Origin of the sequence: Mangrovimonas yunxiaonensis, assembly GCF_000733475.1 — a bacterium.
GTDB classification, from domain to species: domain Bacteria; phylum Bacteroidota; class Bacteroidia; order Flavobacteriales; family Flavobacteriaceae; genus Mangrovimonas; species Mangrovimonas yunxiaonensis.
In genome coordinates this window covers 235327-252771 of sequence record NZ_JPFK01000003.1, presented here as the reverse complement: position 1 = coordinate 252771, position 17445 = coordinate 235327, and the positions used below count along the sequence as shown (strand labels likewise).

Here is a 17445-nt window from a genome sequence, read left to right as displayed (position 1 = left end):
AAAGGTAGAAAAAAGCGAACGATTACAAAGGTTAAATTCGCTATAAAGTGATGTTAAATGTAAACTTAATAGCAATATTGTCTTCTAGATTTGGTAAATGGTAAGCGCCATATCTGTACGACCCGCTTAGGCCAAAGCCAAAAAGTAATTTATTTATTTCTATGGTAGACTCGGTATAGCCTTTGTTTAAGGTGTTAAATGTAATGTTGTGGTGCCTGGCAATGTGGTTCATGTTGCCAATGGCAAAACGGGTGCTAACAACCAATTGAGGTTTAAAGCGGTTGGCAATGTTAAAGGCCTTAAAATAGTGCTTGAGTTGTAAGGTGGCATAGCGGTCTGAAAAAAACTCATTAAAAAACATGGTTTCAAAACTGTAAAAACCACCTACAGAAAAGCGTTGCAACAGCGTTTCTTTATTGATGTTGTTGGGATAGGCATGGTACAAATGTGTTAAGGGTACATGGCCCAATGCTAGGCCAGAACGCAATAGAAATTCAGATTTAGAGGTGTTTTTGTGAGTGATTTGATGTAGGGTTCTAAAGTCTATTTTAGAGAAGTCAAAATCGCTTCCAAAGGCATTGCGATAGCTTTGCATGTATTGTAGGGTAAACTTAGGGTAGCCGTTTTTGGTTTCTTTAATAACATCATTTATAGATTCGTAAATGCTAAAGGGGCTCCATTGAAAAGACAATGTTGTGGTGGCCAAGTCGAAATTGTGATACAGCCTGTTTTTATAAAAATAATTGTAATTATAGGTGGGGTCTATATCGCTAAAGGCAAACTGGATTTCGCTAAGCAATTTTGGCGATACCTGGTGGCTAAACGATAGGGCTTTGGTGACATGCCTGTGAAATAGATTGATGTTTAATAGCCTAGGCTGAAACACTTGAAAGAACCTTTTATCGGTTAAAAAGTTAGAGCTGCCACTTTCTAGTAAATCGTCTGTGTACGATAGGTTAATCCAGGTATTTGTGTTTGGAATTAGTCTTATGCCGCCGCTGAAACCATATTTTAGGCGTTGGTCTCTAAAGCCGTAGGCAGCATAGGCGGCAAGCTTGTATTTTTGCGAGAATGTTTGGTTGGTTTCGCCTCCTAAACCTGTTCTAAATCCTTCGTATTGGTTGTACTTAAATAGGTATTTTAAATCGAAGTCGACATATTTGGTAGGGAGGTAGCCATTTGCTAGGCTTTTAATAAAGGCAACTCGTTTTATGGAGTCGTTTACTACTTTAACCGTATCGGTTTGAGGCTTGGGGGTTTGCGACTGTGCCTTAAAAAAGCATAAAACAAAAAACAGGCTAAAGGCACAGAATTTAAACATGACGCTTAAATGTAAATGATAAAGTAAAGGCAACGTAAACACGTTGCCTTTATTTTAAACTGTCATAATTTCTTTTTCTTTGATGCTTAGGATCTCGTCAATTTTTTTAATGTATTGGTCTGTTAATCCTTGTACATCAATTTCGGCATTTTTAAGTAGGTCTTCAGAAATGTCAAGTTTCTTCAAATCGTTGTTGGCGTCTTTTCTGGAGTTTCTAATGCCCACTTTGGCGTCTTCGGCTTCGGCCTTGGCTTGTTTGGCGAGGTCGCGGCGGCGCTCTTCGGTTAATGGCGGCACATTAATAATAATCATTTCGCCATTGTTCATGGGGTTAAACCCTAGGTTGGCAATCATGATGCCTTTTTCTATTTCTTGTAGCATGGCTTTTTCCCATGGTTGTACAGAAATGGTTCTTCCGTCGGGTGTGTTAATATTGGCCACCTGGCTTAGCGGTGTTTGCGAGCCGTAGTAATCGACCATAACGCTGCCTAACATGCTAGGGCTGGCCTTTCCTGCTCTAATGTTTGCCAATTGTTTTTCAAGGTGTTTTATGGCTTGCTCCATAGATTCCTTGGTGGTGTCTAATATAAAATCAATATCTTCGTTCATGTTTTAAAAAATTTAATTTTTATAGCGTTACCTCAAAAAGTAAACCAAAGGTGTTATTGTTTACAAGTTAACTTTGGTGCCTATTTTTTCTCCAGAAACAACTTTTAACAGGTTTCCTTTCTTGTTCATATCGAATACAATAATAGGCAATTCGTTTTCCTGGCTAAGGGTAAAGGCTGTGGTGTCCATAACCTTTAATCCTTTGCGAAGGACATCGTCAAAGGAAATATAATCAAATTTGGTGGCTTTTTCGTCTTTTTCTGGGTCGGCATTGTAAATACCATCTACGCGGGTGCCTTTTAAAATCACATCGGCTTCAATTTCTATGGCGCGTAATACGGCTGCCGAGTCTGTTGTGAAATAAGGATTTCCGGTACCGGCACCAAAAATAACCACGCGGCCTTTTTCTAGGTGGCGTATGGCTTTTCTTCTAATAAATGGTTCGGCCACTTCGTTTATTTCTATAGCCGTTTGTAATCTGGTGGGAACATTGGCATTTTCTAAAGCGCTTTGTAGGGCTAGCCCGTTAATAACTGTGGCTAACATGCCCATGTGGTCGCCTTGTACGCGGTCCATGCCGTTACTAGCTCCGGCAACACCTCTAAAAATATTGCCTCCACCAATAACAATGGCCACTTCTACCCCTTTATCGGTAATGGTTTTTATATCGTCTGCATATTCGGCCAAGCGCTCTGGGTCTATACCGTATTGGCGGTTTCCCATAAGGGCTTCACCCGATAATTTTAGTAAAATCCTGTTGTATTTCATAGCTCTGATAGAAAGTTAGGCAAAGCTACATAATTTTTTAGATTATTAGCGGATTTTTGAGAGTCAAGCAATAAAAAAGCCTCAGAGATTTCTGAGGCTTTGAATTTAAAAATTTGAAACGTTAGCTTACCCTAAAGCGACACGTTTAAATGCAGTAATTTCAACATCGCCATACGTTTTTACGTATTCGGCAACGCTTTGTTTGTTGTCTTTAATAAAGGCTTGGTTTACTAAGGTGTTGTCTTTAAAGAAACGGTTTAGTTTGCCTTTTGCAATATTGTCTAACATGTTTTCTGGTTTCCCTTCGGCACGTAGTTGGTCTTTAGCAATTTCAATTTCCTTTTCAACGATAGAGGCATCTACACCTTCTTCGTTAAGAGCAATTGGGTTCATAGCGGCAGCTTGCATGGCTACATCTTTAGCAGCAACATCTATACCGTCTACATTGGCCGATAAGCCAACAAGGGTTGCGATTTTGTTACCGGCATGAATGTAAGATCCTACAAAAGAGGCCTCTATTTTTTCAAAAGCATTTAAATCTATTTTTTCTCCAATAACACCAGTTTGCTCTACCAATTTATCGGCAACGGTCATGCCGTCTATATCGGCAGCTAAAAGGTCTTCTTTAGAGGCAGCAGTTAATGCCAAATCGGCTAATTTGTTGGCTAGGTCAACAAAGTTTTCGTTTTTACCTACGAAATCTGTTTCACAACCTAAAACAATAGCGGCACCTATAGTGTTGTCTGCATTAACTTTTGCAATAGCAGCACCTTCGGTAGATTCTCTATCGGCTCTTTTTGCAGCTACTTTTTGGCCTTTTTTACGAAGAACCTCAATTGCTGTATCAAAATCACCTTCAGCTTCAACCAATGCTTTTTTACAGTCCATCATTCCAGCACCGGTAGCTTTTCTTAATTTATTAACCTCTGCGGCAGTTATTTTTGTCATAATGTGTGTTTAAAAAAATTGAAAAAAAGTCGTTTAATTTACTCTGTTAAGAAACAAACCAAACGACTTTTAATGTGTTAAGTAAATATTATGTTTAGTTTATTCTTCCTCTTCTGAAGCGGCTTTTTTAACGGCTGCTTTTTTAGGAGTAGGTTTAGATGCTTCTTTGTCTGCTTTGCGCTCTTGAAGCCCGTTAGCAACAGCATCTGTTACATGCGATAATATTTTCTCTATAGATTTTGAAGCATCGTCGTTTGCTGGGATAACATAATCAACCTGACGTGGGTCTGAGTTGGTATCTACCATAGCAAAAATAGGAATGTTTAATTTTTGTGCTTCTTTAATTGCAATGTGTTCACGTTTAATGTCCACTACAAATAACGCGCCCGGTAAACGTGTCATGTCGGTAATAGAACCAAGGTTCTTTTCCAGTTTAGCACGTTGACGGTCTACTTGTAAACGCTCTTTTTTAGAAAGAGATTCGAAGGTGCCATCTTTTTTCATTCTGTCGATGGCAGCCATTTTCTTAACCGCTTTTCTAATGGTTACAAAGTTTGTTAACATACCACCTGGCCATCTTTCGGTGATGTACGGCATGTTAATGTTACCTGCTTTTTCGGCAACGATGTCTTTGGCTTGTTTTTTTGTAGCAACGAATAAGATTTTGCGTCCAGAAGCAGCGATTTTGCTTAATGCGGCGCCTGCTTCTTCAATCTTAGCTGCTGTTTTGTAGAGGTTGATAATATGGATGCCATTACGCTCCATATATACGTAAGGAGCCATGTTTGGATCCCATTTGCGAGTTAGGTGACCAAAGTGTACACCTGCTTCTAATAACTCTTTTACTTCTGCTTTTGCCATTTTTGTAATAGTTTACGTTCTGTTGAATTAGCAATGGCTAAGTGGCGATTTCGGCCTTAACCATTTAGATGCTAAACTAAATCCAAACCAAGTGGTCTGGGGCAACAATAACGGATTAAAATTTTGTTTAAAATATTAACGTTTAGAGAATTGGAATTTCTTACGCGCTTTTTTCTGACCGAATTTCTTACGCTCTACCATTCTTGGATCTCTTGTTAATAAACCTTCAGGCTTTAAAATGCCTCTGTTTTCCTCGTCTAGCTCGCACATAGCACGCGAAATGGCTAAACGAACAGCTTCGGCTTGACCTGTAATACCACCACCAAATACGTTTACAGAAATATCAAAGTTCTCCTGGTTATTGGTCATGGCCAATGGTTGGTTTACTTTGTACTGTAAAGTTGCAGTTGGGAAGTAAGTATTTAATTCTTTTTTGTTTACCGTGATGTTTCCTTTGCCAGGCGCAACATATACACGGGCAACAGCCGTTTTTCTACGGCCAATTTTGTGAATTACTTCCATTAGTTAAATTCGTTTAAGTTAATTGTTTTAGGCTTTTGAGCATCGTGATTGTGCTCGGCGCCTACATAAACATTTAAGTTTCTGAATAAGTTTGCTCCTAACTTGTTTTTAGGTAACATCCCTTTTACAGATTTCTCAACTAATCTCGCTGGATCTTTAGCGAATAGTTCTTCGGCAGTTAAACTTCTTTGCCCACCTGGATAGCCCGTGTGACGAATGTACGTCTTGTCGTTCCATTTGTTTCCAGTTAAGTTGATTTTTTCAGCATTGATAACAATTACGTTATCGCCACAATCAACGTGTGGTGTGAAGTTAGGCTTGTGCTTGCCTCTTAAAAGTTTTGCAACTTTTGAAGCTAAGCGACCTAAAGTCTGCCCTTCAGCGTCTACCAAAACCCACTCTTTATTTACAGTGGCTTTGTTTGCCGAAACGGTTTTGTAGCTTAATGTGTCCACACTTTTTAAATTTAATTATTAAACATTCCTCTCTTAAAAAGAGTTTGCAAATTTACGATAATCTATTTGATTACCAAACACTCGGCATAATTTTTAGTAGCTAAGGGGTTTACCGACAAAAAAACCAAGCTAAAAAAGACTAACTTCCACTTTGCCGACGTTTTTATTATATGCTTTTAAGCAGTGTAATTAAAACAAATAGGGTTATGGCAAAGCATATTATCATTATAACATTACTGGTTACAGCCAAGTGTTTTGGGCAGTTTAATAACGGGTTTAATACGCAGGAAGTTGTTTCTAGTATTGCGGCGTGCAATACTTTTAATTTTGATAGGCAGTTTGGAGAGCATCAAGATATTTTACCTGCCGGGTTTGCTCTTAACTACGATTCTGGTGTCATGGCTATGGATAATAAGTTTAGAGTGTTCGATAATGGGGTGTATGGCATAATTAGTTTTCGTGGGTCTACAGATAAAATAATTAGCTGGGTAGAAAATTGCTATGCTGCCATGATACCGGCAAAAGGCTCTATGACTGTAAAGGAAAAATTGTACGAATACACCTTTTCAAAAACCGATAGCGCTGCGGTGCATTCCGGATATGCCTTAACGGTAATCATGTTATCGGAGAACATTATTGCACAAGTTAGAAGGTTAAATCAAAAAGGCATACACCATATTATAATAACAGGGCACAGTCAAGGTGGTGCTTTGGCAACCTTAACACGCGCCTATCTCGAGCATTTGCCAAAACATACGTTTAGCAAGGCTACCACGTTTAAAACCTATGCTTTTGCGGCGCCCATGTCTGGCAATCACGAATTTGCCAACAATTACAATCGGCTCTTTAAAGATAGCAGTTTTTTAGTTGTAAATCCTGAAGACCCTATTCCAGAACTTCCTATTAATTATAATGAAGATGACAAACTCCTCCATAAAGAAACCATTGCGTCATGGATATTTGGCGAAGCGGAGTTCGATGTCAAGAATTTTGGGAAACATATATTGGTAAAGCTATTTGAAGACGGATTAAAAAACCATATTAAACATTCAAATTCGCTTATTAATAAATTTGTCGATTTTAGGTTTGGGCAAGTTGAGATGCCAGAGTTTATAGACGACATAAATTATTACCCAACAGGGAAGATTATGGAAATTGATTCGTTCGAGTTTCCACAGGTGGAAGTAGATGTTTCTAACATGACGGTTGGAGACCGAGAAAAATTTACAGAGGTTGAAGGTAAATACTACTATAAAGAAAAATCATTCTTTCAACACAAGCCATACGGGTATTATGTTCACGTGCTTAAAAAATGGGACACAATGGCTTATGATAAACTTGAGAACAAATTTTTATTAACCGACTTGTAAGTGAGTTAGTGTGCTTCTAACCAATTATCGCCAGTATCTACATCAACATCTAAAGGAACAACAAGTCTGTAAGCTTGTTCCATGTCGGTTTTAATAAGTTTAGAAACGGTTTCTAATTCAGGTTTGTAAACATCAAATACCAACTCATCATGTACTTGCAATAGCATTTTAGTTTTAAAGTTACCATCTTTTAACTTTTTATGAATGGAAATCATAGCCAATTTAATAATATCGGCAGCACTACCTTGAATAGGCGCATTAACGGCATTACGTTCTGCGGCACCACGAACAACGGCATTTCTAGAGTTAATGTCTTTTAAATATCTTCTACGACCCAAAACGGTTTGTACATAGCCGTGGTCGCGAGCAAAATCCACTTGTTTTCCTATGTAACTTTTTAATTTAGGATATGTGGCGTAATAGGTATCTATTAATTCTTTGGCTTCGGTACGGTTTAAAGAAGTTTGGTTGCTAAGTCCAAAAGCCGATACACCATAGATAATTCCAAAGTTTACGGTTTTAGCATTGCTACGTTGTTCACGGGTTACTTCAGAAATTGGAACATTAAATACTTTGGCTGCAGTTGAAGCATGAATATCTTCACCATTTTTAAAAGCTTCAATCATGGTTTCTTCTTCGCTTAAGGCAGCAATAATACGTAATTCAATTTGGCTGTAATCGGCGGCGAGTAGGGTGTAGTCTTCGCTTCGCGGAATAAAGGCCTTGCGCACTTGTCTGCCGCGTTCGGTACGAATGGGAATGTTTTGTAAGTTGGGGTTGTTGCTGCTTAAACGCCCGGTAGCCGCAACGGTTTGCATATAGTCTGTGTGTACGTGGTTGGTGGTAGGATCGACTTGTTCTGGCAAGGCATCTACATAGGTGCTTTTAAGTTTGGTAAGGCCGCGGTAGTCCAATACATGCCTAATAATGCTGTGGTCTTTTGCCAGATAGCTCAATACGTCCTCGGCGGTAGAATATTGCCCCGATTTTGTTTTTTTAGGCTTGTCTACCAATTTGAGCTTGCCAAATAGAATCTCACCCAATTGCTTTGGGGAGGCAATGTTGAATGTTTCTCCGGCATCGTTATAAATTTTAGCTTCTAAATCCTTGATGTCTTTATCCAGATCTTCAGATAGGGCATTTAAAAACGGGGTGTCTAAATTAATGCCTTCCAACTCCATGTCGGCCAAAACGCGAAGCAAGGGGATTTCAATATCATCGAACAAGGTTTGGGTGTTGGCCTGGCCCAGTTCATTTTGAAAATGTTCTTTTAACTGAAGTGTAATATCGGCGTCTTCTACGGCGTATTCGGTTTGTTGCTCTAAGGCAACCTCCCGCATTGACAACTGGTTTTTCCCTTTTTTGCCAATAAGAGCCTCTATAGAAATAGGGGTGTAGTTGAGATAGGTTTCTGCAAGCACATCCATATTATGGCGCATGTCTGGGTTGATAAGGTAATGCGCGAGCATGGTATCGAACAATTTGCCTTTCACCTCAATGTTGTATTTCGCTAAAACTTTGATGTCGTATTTTAAGTTTTGGCCTATTTTTTCTATGGCTTCGCTTTCAAAAAACGGGCGTAGCTCGTCAATTAAACTTTGGGCAGCTGTTTGGTCTTCGGGAAAAGGGAGGTAAAATCCTTTGCCGGTTTCCCAAGAAAAGGCTATGCCTACCAATTGGGCTTGTAAAGGGTTTAATCCTGTGGTTTCGGTATCAAAGCACACCGATTTTTGCAGCATGAGCTTTTCTAAAAAAAGCTGTTTGGCTAAAGGAGTACTAATACTTTGGTAAAAATGACTTGTGGTTTTGGTTGTGTTTCTTGTGTATTGGCTTTGGGCTTTAGTTGGTGCATCGCCATCGTTTCCAAATAGCGAAAACTGTCCCGCGCCTGCAGTTTTTGGCCCTGAGTTGGAGGAAGGTTTGGACGTTGCTTTCTCAACTGCGCTCGAAGCGCCATTTGTATTAGGATTTGCTGAAGCGTTTGTACTTTCAACTTCGGAAGCGAAGGTTTTTAAAAAGTTTTCGGTCAGGCGTCTAAATTCTAGCTCTTGGAAAATACGTGTTACCCCTTCAATATCGGGCTCGGACATTTCGAAGTCTTTTTCGTCAAATTCCACAGGGACGTCTAGCATAATGGTCGCTAGCTTTTTAGAGAGTAATCCCAACTCCTGATTGGCAGCTACCTTTTCTTTCATTTTGCCTTTAAGCTCATCAATATGCGCATATAGGCCTTCCATGCTACCATAGGCTTTAATGAATTTTTTGGCAGTTTTTTCGCCAACACCAGGCAGGCCGGGAATGTTATCGCTAGAGTCGCCCATCATACCCAAAAAATCAATGACTTGCTCTGGGCGTTCTACTTCAAATTTTTTCTGTACTTCGGGAATGCCCCAGGTTTCGTAACCGCCACCAAACGCTTTTGGGCGGTACATAAAAATATTGTCTGAAACCAATTGGGCGAAATCCTTATCGGGGGTAACCATAAAGGTTTGGTAGCCTTGTTTTTCGGCCTGTTTGGAGAGCGTGCCTATAACATCGTCGGCTTCGTAGCCTTCCTTTACCATAATGGGAATGTGCATGGCCTTTAAAATATCCTGAATGTATGGTACGGCCACTTTTATGGCTTCTGGAGTTTCATCTCTATTGGCTTTATAGGCCTCGAACATTTCTACGCGATCAATACTGCCGCCTTTGTCAAAACAAACGGCTAGATGGTCTGGGCGTTCTCGCTTTATCACATCTAAAAGCGAATTCATAAATCCCATAATAGCCGAGGTGTCTACCCCTTTGCTGTTAATTCTTGGGTTTTTTATGAATGCATAATAGCCACGGAAAATTAAGGCATAGGCATCGACAAGGAACAAACGTTTTTGTGCTGACATGAATTGTGTTTTGTAAGAAGCGTAAAACTACGAAAACTATAAAAGATTATAACGAAATTGATTTGCAATTTGTATTTTACACAAGCGTAAATTCACTGTCATTTTGGAAAACCCATACATAACATTATTTAACCATCAGAAAAACAATCGGTTTAAAGTTGGCAATACAACGTATAAAGCCCGTTTAAAAAAGCTTAAAGCCTTGCGCCATGCCATTGAGGTGACTTATAAGGATAAGATAAGAGCTGCACTTTATAACGACTTTAAAAAACCGGAGCTAGAAGTAGATCTTACCGAGATTTACCCCGTAGTAAGCGAGATTAAGTTTGTTTCGGCAAATTTAAAATCCTGGATGAAACGCCAAAAGGTAGAAACCCCTATGGCGTTGCTGGGGGCATCTTCGTGGGTAACTTACGAGCCTAAAGGGGTTTGCCTAATTATATCGCCTTGGAACTTCCCTTTTAATTTAACTTTTGGCCCTTTGGTAAGTGCCATAGCAGCTGGGAATGCGGTTGTTTTAAAGCCTTCGGAAATGACGCCTCACAGCTCTAAAGTTATGGCCGATATTGTGGCCGATATCTTTACAGAAGATGAAGTGGCTTTGGTAGAAGGCGCTGTAGCAACTTCGAAGGCCTTGCTGCAATTGCCTTTTAATCATATTTTCTTTACGGGATCGCCTGCGGTTGGTAAAATTGTTATGAAAGCCGCTGCAGAACATTTGGCCTCGGTAACTTTAGAGCTTGGGGGCAAGTCGCCAACCATTATCGATAAAACAGCTAATATTAGCAAGGCTGCTCGCAAAATTGCTTGGGGGAAATTTTTAAACAATGGCCAAATTTGTGTTTCGCCCGATTATATTTTAATAGATGAAACCGTAAAAGATGCGTTTATCTCAGAAATTAAAGCACATTTAAAAACGTTTTATACAGCGCATGCAGAGCAATCTAGTGCTTATAGTCGGGTGGTAAATGAGGCGCATTTCGACAGATTGCAAGGTTACATTGAGAATGCCCAACAGCTTAATGCCACTATTGAAGTGGGCGGCACATTAAACAAAGCAGAACGGTTTATAGCACCTACGGTAATTTCTAACTTGCCCGAAGAGGCTAGCTTACTACAAGACGAGATTTTCGGTCCCATTCTTCCTATAAAAACCTATAAAACCATAGCGGAAGCTATTGCTTATATCAACACAAAGCCCAAACCCTTGGCGCTTTATATTTATAGTAAGAGAAAGCAAAACACCAATTATATTATAAAACATACCAGAGCAGGAACGACGGCCATTAACAATAATGTGTTGCAGTATAGTAACCATTATTTGCCGTTTGGAGGCAGCAACAATAGCGGTATTGGTAAGAGTCACGGGTTTTATGGGTTTGAGGCTTTCTCTAACCGCCGGGCGGTGTTAAAGCAGCATACCAAAGGGGCTACGGAGTTTATTTTTCCGCCGTATACCAACATAAAACAAAAAATAGTAGACTGGACAATTAAGTGGTTTTAACCGCTTAGCAGATTTTCTCTTGTTTAGACTTTTTAGCTCTAAACAACAGGGCAGCTCTATTAAAATCCTCTTCTAAAAGAATGCGAGTTGTTTTGGTGTCGCTAATTTTTTTAGCAGGGGTTGTTGTGTTTATAATGAATGAACTAGTAGCATCGCCACTTGTTTTAACTATAGTGGGTGTATTTTGTCCTACAGCAGTTAATGCGAATAATGTAAATCCAAAAGTTACAGCTAAAGTTTTCATGTTATAAAACGTTTAATTCTAATTTCTAAGCCAAAGAAACTATGCAAAACCCTTATCTGCTCAAAAAAATGGCTGTACTGTAAAAATTCTTGATAATCTGAATCCGAATTCAAAAAACATCGATGAAATGCACGATTTAAAACAGGGATGTTGTCATAGCTTTGTTTTTCAGTGAGTTATGTGTTGAGGTGGAAATGGCTCTTAAATCGTGTTATGTGCGGGATGTTGCGGTTTAGGTGTCCAGTAAGTTGTAAGTCCTTAATTCTTAAGGTATCGTTAAAGCGCTTCTTAGGGTATAAAAAACCTTCAAATTAAATTACCTTTGATAAAAAATACACAATGTCGCGATGGGTTCTTAGGTTGGTGGTGCTTTCAATAATTATACTTATTGTAGAGCTTTATGCGTTTCAGGCGCTAAAAACCGTAACCAAAAACAGGTATATACGCCTGGTTTGGTTGGTAGTATCGGCCTTGGTTTATATTAATTTAATATACGTTATTTTTTCTACGTCTAGAAGTGTTGGGCAAACGCTGGAGTTTCAGTATGCCGTTGGGTTTATGTTAACCATTTTAATCCCCAAAGGCGTTATAATAGCGGTAATGTTTGGTGAGGATGTGTTTAGAATGGCTGCTAAGCTATTTAGCTGGATCACGCCAGGAGAAACGCAGCCCATAGGCGGTAGGCGGGAGTTTTTGTCGAAAATGGCTTTGGGGCTTGCTGCCATTCCTTTGGCGTCTTTTCTGTATGGGATTATTCAAGGGCGATACAATTACAAGGTGCTAAAATACCAACTGACTTTTGATGATCTTCCAGCGGCTTTCGATGGTTTTAAGATTACCCAAATTTCCGACATTCATTCGGGTAGCTTTACCAATGCCAAGAAAATTCAATATGGGGTCGATTTGATTAACGAGCAGGAATCTGACGTGATTCTGTTTACTGGCGATATTGTAAACAACGTGGCCAGCGAGATGACCCATTGGATAAGCATGTTTTCTAAACTAAAAGCCCCTATGGGGAAGTATTCTGTTTTAGGAAATCATGACTATGGCGATTATGTTGATTGGAATACCCAAGCAGACAAAGCGGCCAATTTTAAGGCCATTCAGGAGGTGCATCCCCAAATAGGATTTGAGCTGTTGATGAACGAGCACCGTTACATAGAAAAAGACGGTGACCGTTTGGCGCTTATAGGTGTAGAAAATTGGGGGAAAGGGTTTAATCAGGCTGGAGATTTGCCAAAAGCCTCGGCAGGGGTTGATAAAAACGATTTTAAAATTTTAATGACTCACGACCCTTCGCATTGGGAGTACGAAGTAAAACAAGACGATTTTCACTACCACTTAACGCTTAGCGGGCATACCCATGGTTTGCAAATGGGTATTGAAATTCCGGGACTTATAAAATGGAGTCCTTCAAAATACGTTTATAAGCAATGGGCGGGACTGTATGAGGAGCTTGGTCGTTTTATTAATGTTAATAGGGGCTTTGGGTATCATGCTTTTCCAGGGCGTGTAGGGGTTTGGCCAGAGGTAACCGTAATCGAGCTTAAAAAAGGAAAAAGCGCTTAGAGGTTATTTTGTTATAAGAAAATACTATATTTATAATTAAGGTGTTGTAGGTGAACTATTAAACAGGATTTCATCATGTTTTAAAAAAAATATGTAGGTTTGTATAGTGCATTTGACTTAAATCTTTAAATGTATGTCGAAATTTGGAGAACTTATAGATGTAGACGTGCCGGTTTTACTCGATTTTTTTACAGAGTGGAACGAGCAATCTACCGCAATGCATCCTGTGCTAAGAGACGTTGCTGCAGCTTTGGGCGATAAGGCCAAGGTAATAAAGATAGACGTTGAAAAAAACAAGGAGCTTGCCGAAGCCCTGCGGGTAAAAGGCCTGCCAACCTTAATCATCTACAAAAATGGCGAGATGAAATGGCGCCATAGCGGCGAGCAGGATGCCAATACCCTTATAGGTATTATACAAGGGTACGTTTAATGGGGCAAGGCCTTAAATTGATACCCTTTTTCCGAAAAATACGCTAGTGTTCTTGGGAGTGCATATTGCATGTTCTTCTGCGCTTTTATGCTGTCGTGAAATACAACAATACTTCCAGGCTTCGTATGTTTCAAGATGTTTTTTAAACACTGCTCTTTAGGGAGGTGCTTATCCCAATCGATAGAAAGTACGTCCCACATAATAATATGGTAGCCTAAGGCCATGAGCATTTTTCCTTGTTTTCTTGTTAACTGCCCATAAGGTGGTCTAAAAAGCTTTGACTGTATTACCGTGGCAGCTTTTAAAACATTGTCTATATAAGCTTCTGGGCTGGTTTTCCATCCTTTTAAGTGGTTAAAGGTGTGGTTGCCCACCGCGTGGCCTTGGTCTATTAGTTGCTGGTATGTTTCTGGGTGTTTTGCCACGTTGTTGCCTATGCAAAAAAAAGTGGCTTTGGCATGGTGTTGTTTAAGTTGGTCCAAAACCCAAGGGGTAATCTCGGGCGTTGGACCATCATCAAACGTTAAATAAATGGTCTTGGTAGCAACCTGTTTAGACCATGTATAACTAGGAAACACGTGTTTTACTATATTGGGAAGCTTAGCAGGAACACGGGCCATAGGTTTATTCTTCTGTAGGGATTAACACACTGTCTAATTCAAGGCCTTCGTTTAGGTCGGGCGTTGTTTTTGGCAGACTTTCTTGGCCTTCCCCACGATAAAAATGTTCGAACAGATTGAGGTAATCTGAAAAGATTCTCGACTCTGTTTCATAGAATGTTTTATCGTATTCGTTGGTTACCTCCAGAATGCCTTTGTATTTTTCGATGTCTGTTAGGATCTCTTCTAATAGGTCGTATTGCACTTTAATATCTAAGCTGCTGTAATAGGTAAGGTTTTCCTGATATTTCTCGGCAACTTGTTTATATAGTGTTCGGGCTTTTTCTTTGTTGTCTACTTCGTAGTAGGCGCCAATGTAAGGCTCCAAAAGGGTGTAATAATTAAAGTACTCCACAGGCATGTTCTCCATGGCGATGTCTGCAATTTCTTCGGCTTTGTCAAGTTTCTTTTCGTTAATTAACTGCTCGATTAATCTGGCTAGGTTGCCACGATAGGTAATGGCATTTTTACGGGTTTCCGGATCGTGGTATATGTTGTCACTACCGCTATTACCCCAGTCCCAGTTAACAACCTTGCTGTACATTAAGTCGCTGTCAACACGTCCCATATCAAATGGGTTTGCACGATCTACGGGTGTTTTTATAGGAACAAGCTTGTAGCACATGCCGTCGAGTTGTAAATAGTCTTTCATCCAGATGTAATCTTCATCGGCAAAGGCACCGCCCGTGAAATAAATGGGGCGTTTCCAATCGTTGTTAGCAACGATGTCTAGCATAAGAAGTCTGTTTTTATATAATGCACTACCCGTTATTTTAAGGTGTAGGCTATCTTCAATTTTGTTGGCGTCTTTTTCTTTAACAATACCATATTTTAAGGCGTTGGTTTTGTTAACGGGTACGCTAATGTTTTCTACGGGAAAATAATTCGAGTTGGTTAACTGCGACGGGTAAAAACTAGGGTCTTCGCCTTGTTGTCTCAGGATATACTCGAACTTGGTTTTAGGGTTTTCGCTAGAAACGAAGTCTATAAAGTCTTTAATGTTCATAGTGTCTCTAGAGATAACGCGCTTCATAATATAGTCTCTGGTGCCGTAACGGTACTGGTCGTGGGTTAACTGTGAAGGAATGGGGTCGCTTTCGTAGGCTTTGCGTTTCATTTGATCGATATACCAGTCGGTCTGGAACAAGCTGGTGTTAACGACTCGCACATCGGTCCTGTAGCCTTCTATTTCTTGGGCGTACCAAAGGGCAAAGGTATCGTTGTCTCCAATGGTAAATAAAATGGCATTCTCGTCGCAGGAGTCCAAATATTTTCTTGCCATAGATCTGGCTGTGTATTTGTCTGATCGGTCGTGGTCATCCCAGTTGTTGGCAACTAAAATACCAGGGACCAGTACTAGGCAAGCCAGAGTAATGGCAGGTGCTAACATTTTTGAAGCCGCATATTTCTTAAGCATGTCGTATAAGGCGTACACGCCAAACCCTATCCAAAGGGCAAAGACATAAAACGATCCTACAACAGAATAGTCACGCTCTCGGGGCTCAAAGGGGCGCACGTTGGTGTATACCTGAATGGCCAGTCCTGTAAATAGGAAAAAGACCAACATGACCCAAAACAGTTTTTTGTCTTTGTTATATAAAAAGAAAAACCCGATTAACCCTAAAATAAAAGGCAGGAAATAGTAGGTGTTTCTCGCTTTGTTTTTTGTTACGTCGCTTGGCAGGTTGTCTTGCGATAGACCTAGGTGCCATTCGTCTATAAATTTAATGCCGCTTAGCCAATTGCCGTGGTTGTCGTACCTGCCCTGAATATCGTCTTGGCGTCCTACAAAATTCCACATAAAGTAACGCCAGTACATGTAGCCCAATTGGTATTCTAGTAAATAGGCAACGTTGCTGGCTAGCGAAGGTTTTTCAATATCGATGTATTGGCTAAACTGTTTTAAAAAGCTGTGGTAATCTTCATAATCGACCAAGCCTTTGGCAACATCGTTTTTAAAGCCTATCACCGCACTCCTCAGTTCGTTTTCCATTTGGTACTCGGGCTTCAGATTAAAATCTAAATATCCCGAAAATAGCATGTAGTTTTCGGCATGTTCTGTGCTCCACATTCTAGGAAGAATAGAGGCGTGTTTGGCATTGTAGTTTTGTTTGGCGTTTTTCCAATCGTTTACAATAACATATTTGCCTTTGGTTAAATCTTTTTCGTAGTTGGGTTTATCGTCAATATACGGTTCGTTGGCATCAAGACCAGAGTATTGGTCGGTAAACTGGGGGCCGTAAAACAGGTGAGTTTCTGGGTATTGTTCTAGGTTGTAGTAGGCTAGCAGTTCTCTCGCATCGGAGGGGTCGTTTTCGTTTACAACCACATCGGCATTGGCGCGAATAGGCAGCATGAGCCATGAGGAAAACCCTATAACAATAAAAGTCACGCAAAGCAAAGCGGTGTTAAGGTGTTTGTATTGCTTTTCTCGGGTGTACTTTAGTCCAAAATACACGAAAGCAGCAAGTAGTAGCCCGGCAATAATGGTTCCCGAATTAAAGGGCAGCCCTACGGTATTTACAAAGAAAATTTCCATGCTACTGAAAAAGCGAAGGATGTTAGGTGCTAAAAGCTTAAATACAAATAAGAGAATGGCTACTGAAACTGCATTGGCAATAATGAAGTTTTTAACCGTAATGGTTTTGAAGTTCTTAAAGTAATAAATCAGTCCGATAGCAGGAATGGTTAATAGCCCCATAAAGTGTACTCCAAACGAAAGCCCTATAATAAAGGCTATTAAGATAAGCCATTTGTTGCCACGAGGTTTGTCCATGTCCTGTTCCCAACGAAGCCCGAGGTAAAATAAAACCGACATGATTAATGTTGCCATGGCATATACTTCTGTTTCTACGGCATTAAACCAAAACGAATCGGTAAACGCAAAGGCTAAACTTCCTACAAGGGCGCTTCCTAAAACAGCCATTTGTTTGGGTTTTGTAAAATCGGTTTGGTTAAGGGTGATGAGTTTTTTTAGTAAAATGGTAATGGTCCAGAACATAAACAGTATGGTAAATGCGCTAGCTACGGCACTCATCATGTTCATAACCCAGCCAATTCTAGAAGGGTCGCCAAAAGCAAATATCGAGAAAAAGGCCCCAAACATTTGAAAAAGTGGCGCTCCGGGTGGGTGGCCTACCTGTAGTTTAGAGGCGGTTAAAATGTATTCGCCAGCATCCCAGTAGCTTACCGTAGGTTCTACGGTTAATGTGTATGTAATTAGGGCAATTAAAAAGGAAAACCAACCTAAAAGGGTATTCCATTTTTTAAAACAGAAGTCTGTCATGTTCTCTTAATTTG

15 protein-coding genes are annotated in these 17445 nt (G+C 40.0%); 4 read left to right on the top strand and 11 right to left on the bottom strand.

The genetic code is table 11. The features are described 5' to 3' along the window. Nucleotides 1-40: 40 nt before the first annotated feature. The 7 genes from IA57_RS03280 to rplM form a co-directional block, all read right to left on the bottom strand. Entirely contained in the window at nt 41-1321 is a 1281-nt protein-coding gene (locus IA57_RS03280; protein WP_036119138.1) for a hypothetical protein, read from the bottom strand. Nucleotides 1322-1375: 54 nt separating this feature from the next. After that, nucleotides 1376-1930, bottom strand: a complete 555-nt coding sequence (gene frr / locus IA57_RS03275; protein WP_036119136.1) for a ribosome recycling factor — start codon at nt 1928-1930, stop codon at nt 1376-1378. A gap of 60 nt (nt 1931-1990) precedes the next feature. After that, nucleotides 1991-2698 (bottom strand): UMP kinase, encoded by a 708-nt coding sequence (gene pyrH / locus IA57_RS03270; protein ID WP_036119134.1) that lies wholly within the window; start codon nt 2696-2698, stop codon nt 1991-1993. A 126-nt stretch (nt 2699-2824) separates the two neighbouring features. Further along, a complete protein-coding gene (tsf, locus tag IA57_RS03265) occupies nt 2825-3646 on the bottom strand; it encodes a translation elongation factor Ts (RefSeq protein ID WP_036119131.1) in 822 nt (273 codons plus the stop codon). Nucleotides 3647-3745: 99 nt separating this feature from the next. After that, entirely contained in the window at nt 3746-4507 is a 762-nt protein-coding gene (gene rpsB, locus IA57_RS03260) for a 30S ribosomal protein S2 (RefSeq protein ID WP_036119128.1), read from the bottom strand. Between the two features lie 135 nt (nt 4508-4642). Beyond that, nucleotides 4643-5029 (bottom strand): 30S ribosomal protein S9, encoded by a 387-nt coding sequence (gene rpsI / locus IA57_RS03255; protein WP_036119126.1) that lies wholly within the window; start codon nt 5027-5029, stop codon nt 4643-4645. Then, the gene (rplM, locus tag IA57_RS03250) at nt 5029-5484 is read right to left on the bottom strand and encodes a 50S ribosomal protein L13 (RefSeq protein ID WP_036119123.1); all 456 of its coding nucleotides are present in this window, start codon (nt 5482-5484) and stop codon (nt 5029-5031) included. Before rplM ends, rpsI begins: the two co-directional genes overlap by 1 nt. 206 nt (nt 5485-5690) lie before the next feature. Here rplM and IA57_RS03245 point away from each other — a divergent pair, with 206 nt between their 5' ends. After that, on the top strand, nt 5691-6854 hold the full coding sequence (locus tag IA57_RS03245) for a lipase family protein (protein WP_160171682.1): 1164 nt from the start codon (nt 5691-5693) through the stop codon (nt 6852-6854). A gap of 5 nt (nt 6855-6859) precedes the next feature. Here the strand turns inward: IA57_RS03245 and polA are convergent, their stop codons facing one another. Continuing rightward, nucleotides 6860-9736, bottom strand: a complete 2877-nt coding sequence (polA, locus tag IA57_RS03240; protein ID WP_036119118.1) for a DNA polymerase I — start codon at nt 9734-9736, stop codon at nt 6860-6862. A gap of 103 nt (nt 9737-9839) precedes the next feature. On the opposite strand from polA, the gene IA57_RS03235 reads away from it, so the two are divergent. Then, nucleotides 9840-11240 (top strand): aldehyde dehydrogenase family protein, encoded by a 1401-nt coding sequence (locus IA57_RS03235; protein WP_229730294.1) that lies wholly within the window; start codon nt 9840-9842, stop codon nt 11238-11240. A gap of 4 nt (nt 11241-11244) precedes the next feature. On the opposite strand, the gene IA57_RS03230 is transcribed toward IA57_RS03235, so the two are convergent. Further along, nucleotides 11245-11484 (bottom strand): hypothetical protein, encoded by a 240-nt coding sequence (locus tag IA57_RS03230; protein ID WP_036119114.1) that lies wholly within the window; start codon nt 11482-11484, stop codon nt 11245-11247. A 339-nt stretch (nt 11485-11823) separates the two neighbouring features. Here IA57_RS03230 and IA57_RS03225 point away from each other — a divergent pair, with 339 nt between their 5' ends. After that, on the top strand, nt 11824-13056 hold the full coding sequence (locus IA57_RS03225) for a metallophosphoesterase (RefSeq protein WP_036119111.1): 1233 nt from the start codon (nt 11824-11826) through the stop codon (nt 13054-13056). Nucleotides 13057-13189: 133 nt separating this feature from the next. Beyond that, the gene (locus tag IA57_RS03220) at nt 13190-13486 is read left to right on the top strand and encodes a thioredoxin family protein (protein ID WP_036119109.1); all 297 of its coding nucleotides are present in this window, start codon (nt 13190-13192) and stop codon (nt 13484-13486) included. Here IA57_RS03220 and IA57_RS03215 read toward each other — a convergent pair. Together IA57_RS03215 and IA57_RS03210 are read right to left on the bottom strand one after the other, a co-directional pair. Then, nucleotides 13483-14106: a polysaccharide deacetylase family protein gene (locus IA57_RS03215; RefSeq protein WP_036119106.1), complete on the bottom strand. Its 624-nt coding sequence runs from the start codon at nt 14104-14106 to the stop codon at nt 13483-13485. The two genes, IA57_RS03220 and IA57_RS03215, sit on opposite strands and share 4 nt — an antisense overlap. Nucleotides 14107-14110: 4 nt before the next feature. Further along, entirely contained in the window at nt 14111-17431 is a 3321-nt protein-coding gene (locus IA57_RS03210; protein ID WP_036119103.1) for a glycosyltransferase family 117 protein, read from the bottom strand. Nucleotides 17432-17445 lie beyond the last annotated feature (14 nt).

Excerpts from the sequence above, each read along its gene's own strand:
- IA57_RS03280 (WP_036119138.1), bottom strand. The coding sequence starts at position 1,321 with ATGTTTAAATTCTGTGCCTTTAGCCTGTTTTTTGTTTTATGCTTTTTT.
- frr (WP_036119136.1), bottom strand. The coding sequence starts at position 1,930 with ATGAACGAAGATATTGATTTTATATTAGACACCACCAAGGAATCTATG.
- pyrH (WP_036119134.1), bottom strand. The coding sequence starts at position 2,698 with ATGAAATACAACAGGATTTTACTAAAATTATCGGGTGAAGCCCTTATG.
- tsf (WP_036119131.1), bottom strand. The coding sequence starts at position 3,646 with ATGACAAAAATAACTGCCGCAGAGGTTAATAAATTAAGAAAAGCTACC.
- rpsB (WP_036119128.1), bottom strand. The coding sequence starts at position 4,507 with ATGGCAAAAGCAGAAGTAAAAGAGTTATTAGAAGCAGGTGTACACTTT.
- rpsI (WP_036119126.1), bottom strand. The coding sequence starts at position 5,029 with ATGGAAGTAATTCACAAAATTGGCCGTAGAAAAACGGCTGTTGCCCGT.
- IA57_RS03245 (WP_160171682.1), top strand. The coding sequence starts at position 5,691 with ATGGCAAAGCATATTATCATTATAACATTACTGGTTACAGCCAAGTGT.
- polA (WP_036119118.1), bottom strand. The coding sequence starts at position 9,736 with ATGTCAGCACAAAAACGTTTGTTCCTTGTCGATGCCTATGCCTTAATT.
- IA57_RS03230 (WP_036119114.1), bottom strand. The coding sequence starts at position 11,484 with ATGAAAACTTTAGCTGTAACTTTTGGATTTACATTATTCGCATTAACT.
- IA57_RS03225 (WP_036119111.1), top strand. The coding sequence starts at position 11,824 with ATGTCGCGATGGGTTCTTAGGTTGGTGGTGCTTTCAATAATTATACTT.
- IA57_RS03220 (WP_036119109.1), top strand. The coding sequence starts at position 13,190 with ATGTCGAAATTTGGAGAACTTATAGATGTAGACGTGCCGGTTTTACTC.
- IA57_RS03215 (WP_036119106.1), bottom strand. The coding sequence starts at position 14,106 with ATGGCCCGTGTTCCTGCTAAGCTTCCCAATATAGTAAAACACGTGTTT.
- IA57_RS03210 (WP_036119103.1), bottom strand. The coding sequence starts at position 17,431 with ATGACAGACTTCTGTTTTAAAAAATGGAATACCCTTTTAGGTTGGTTT.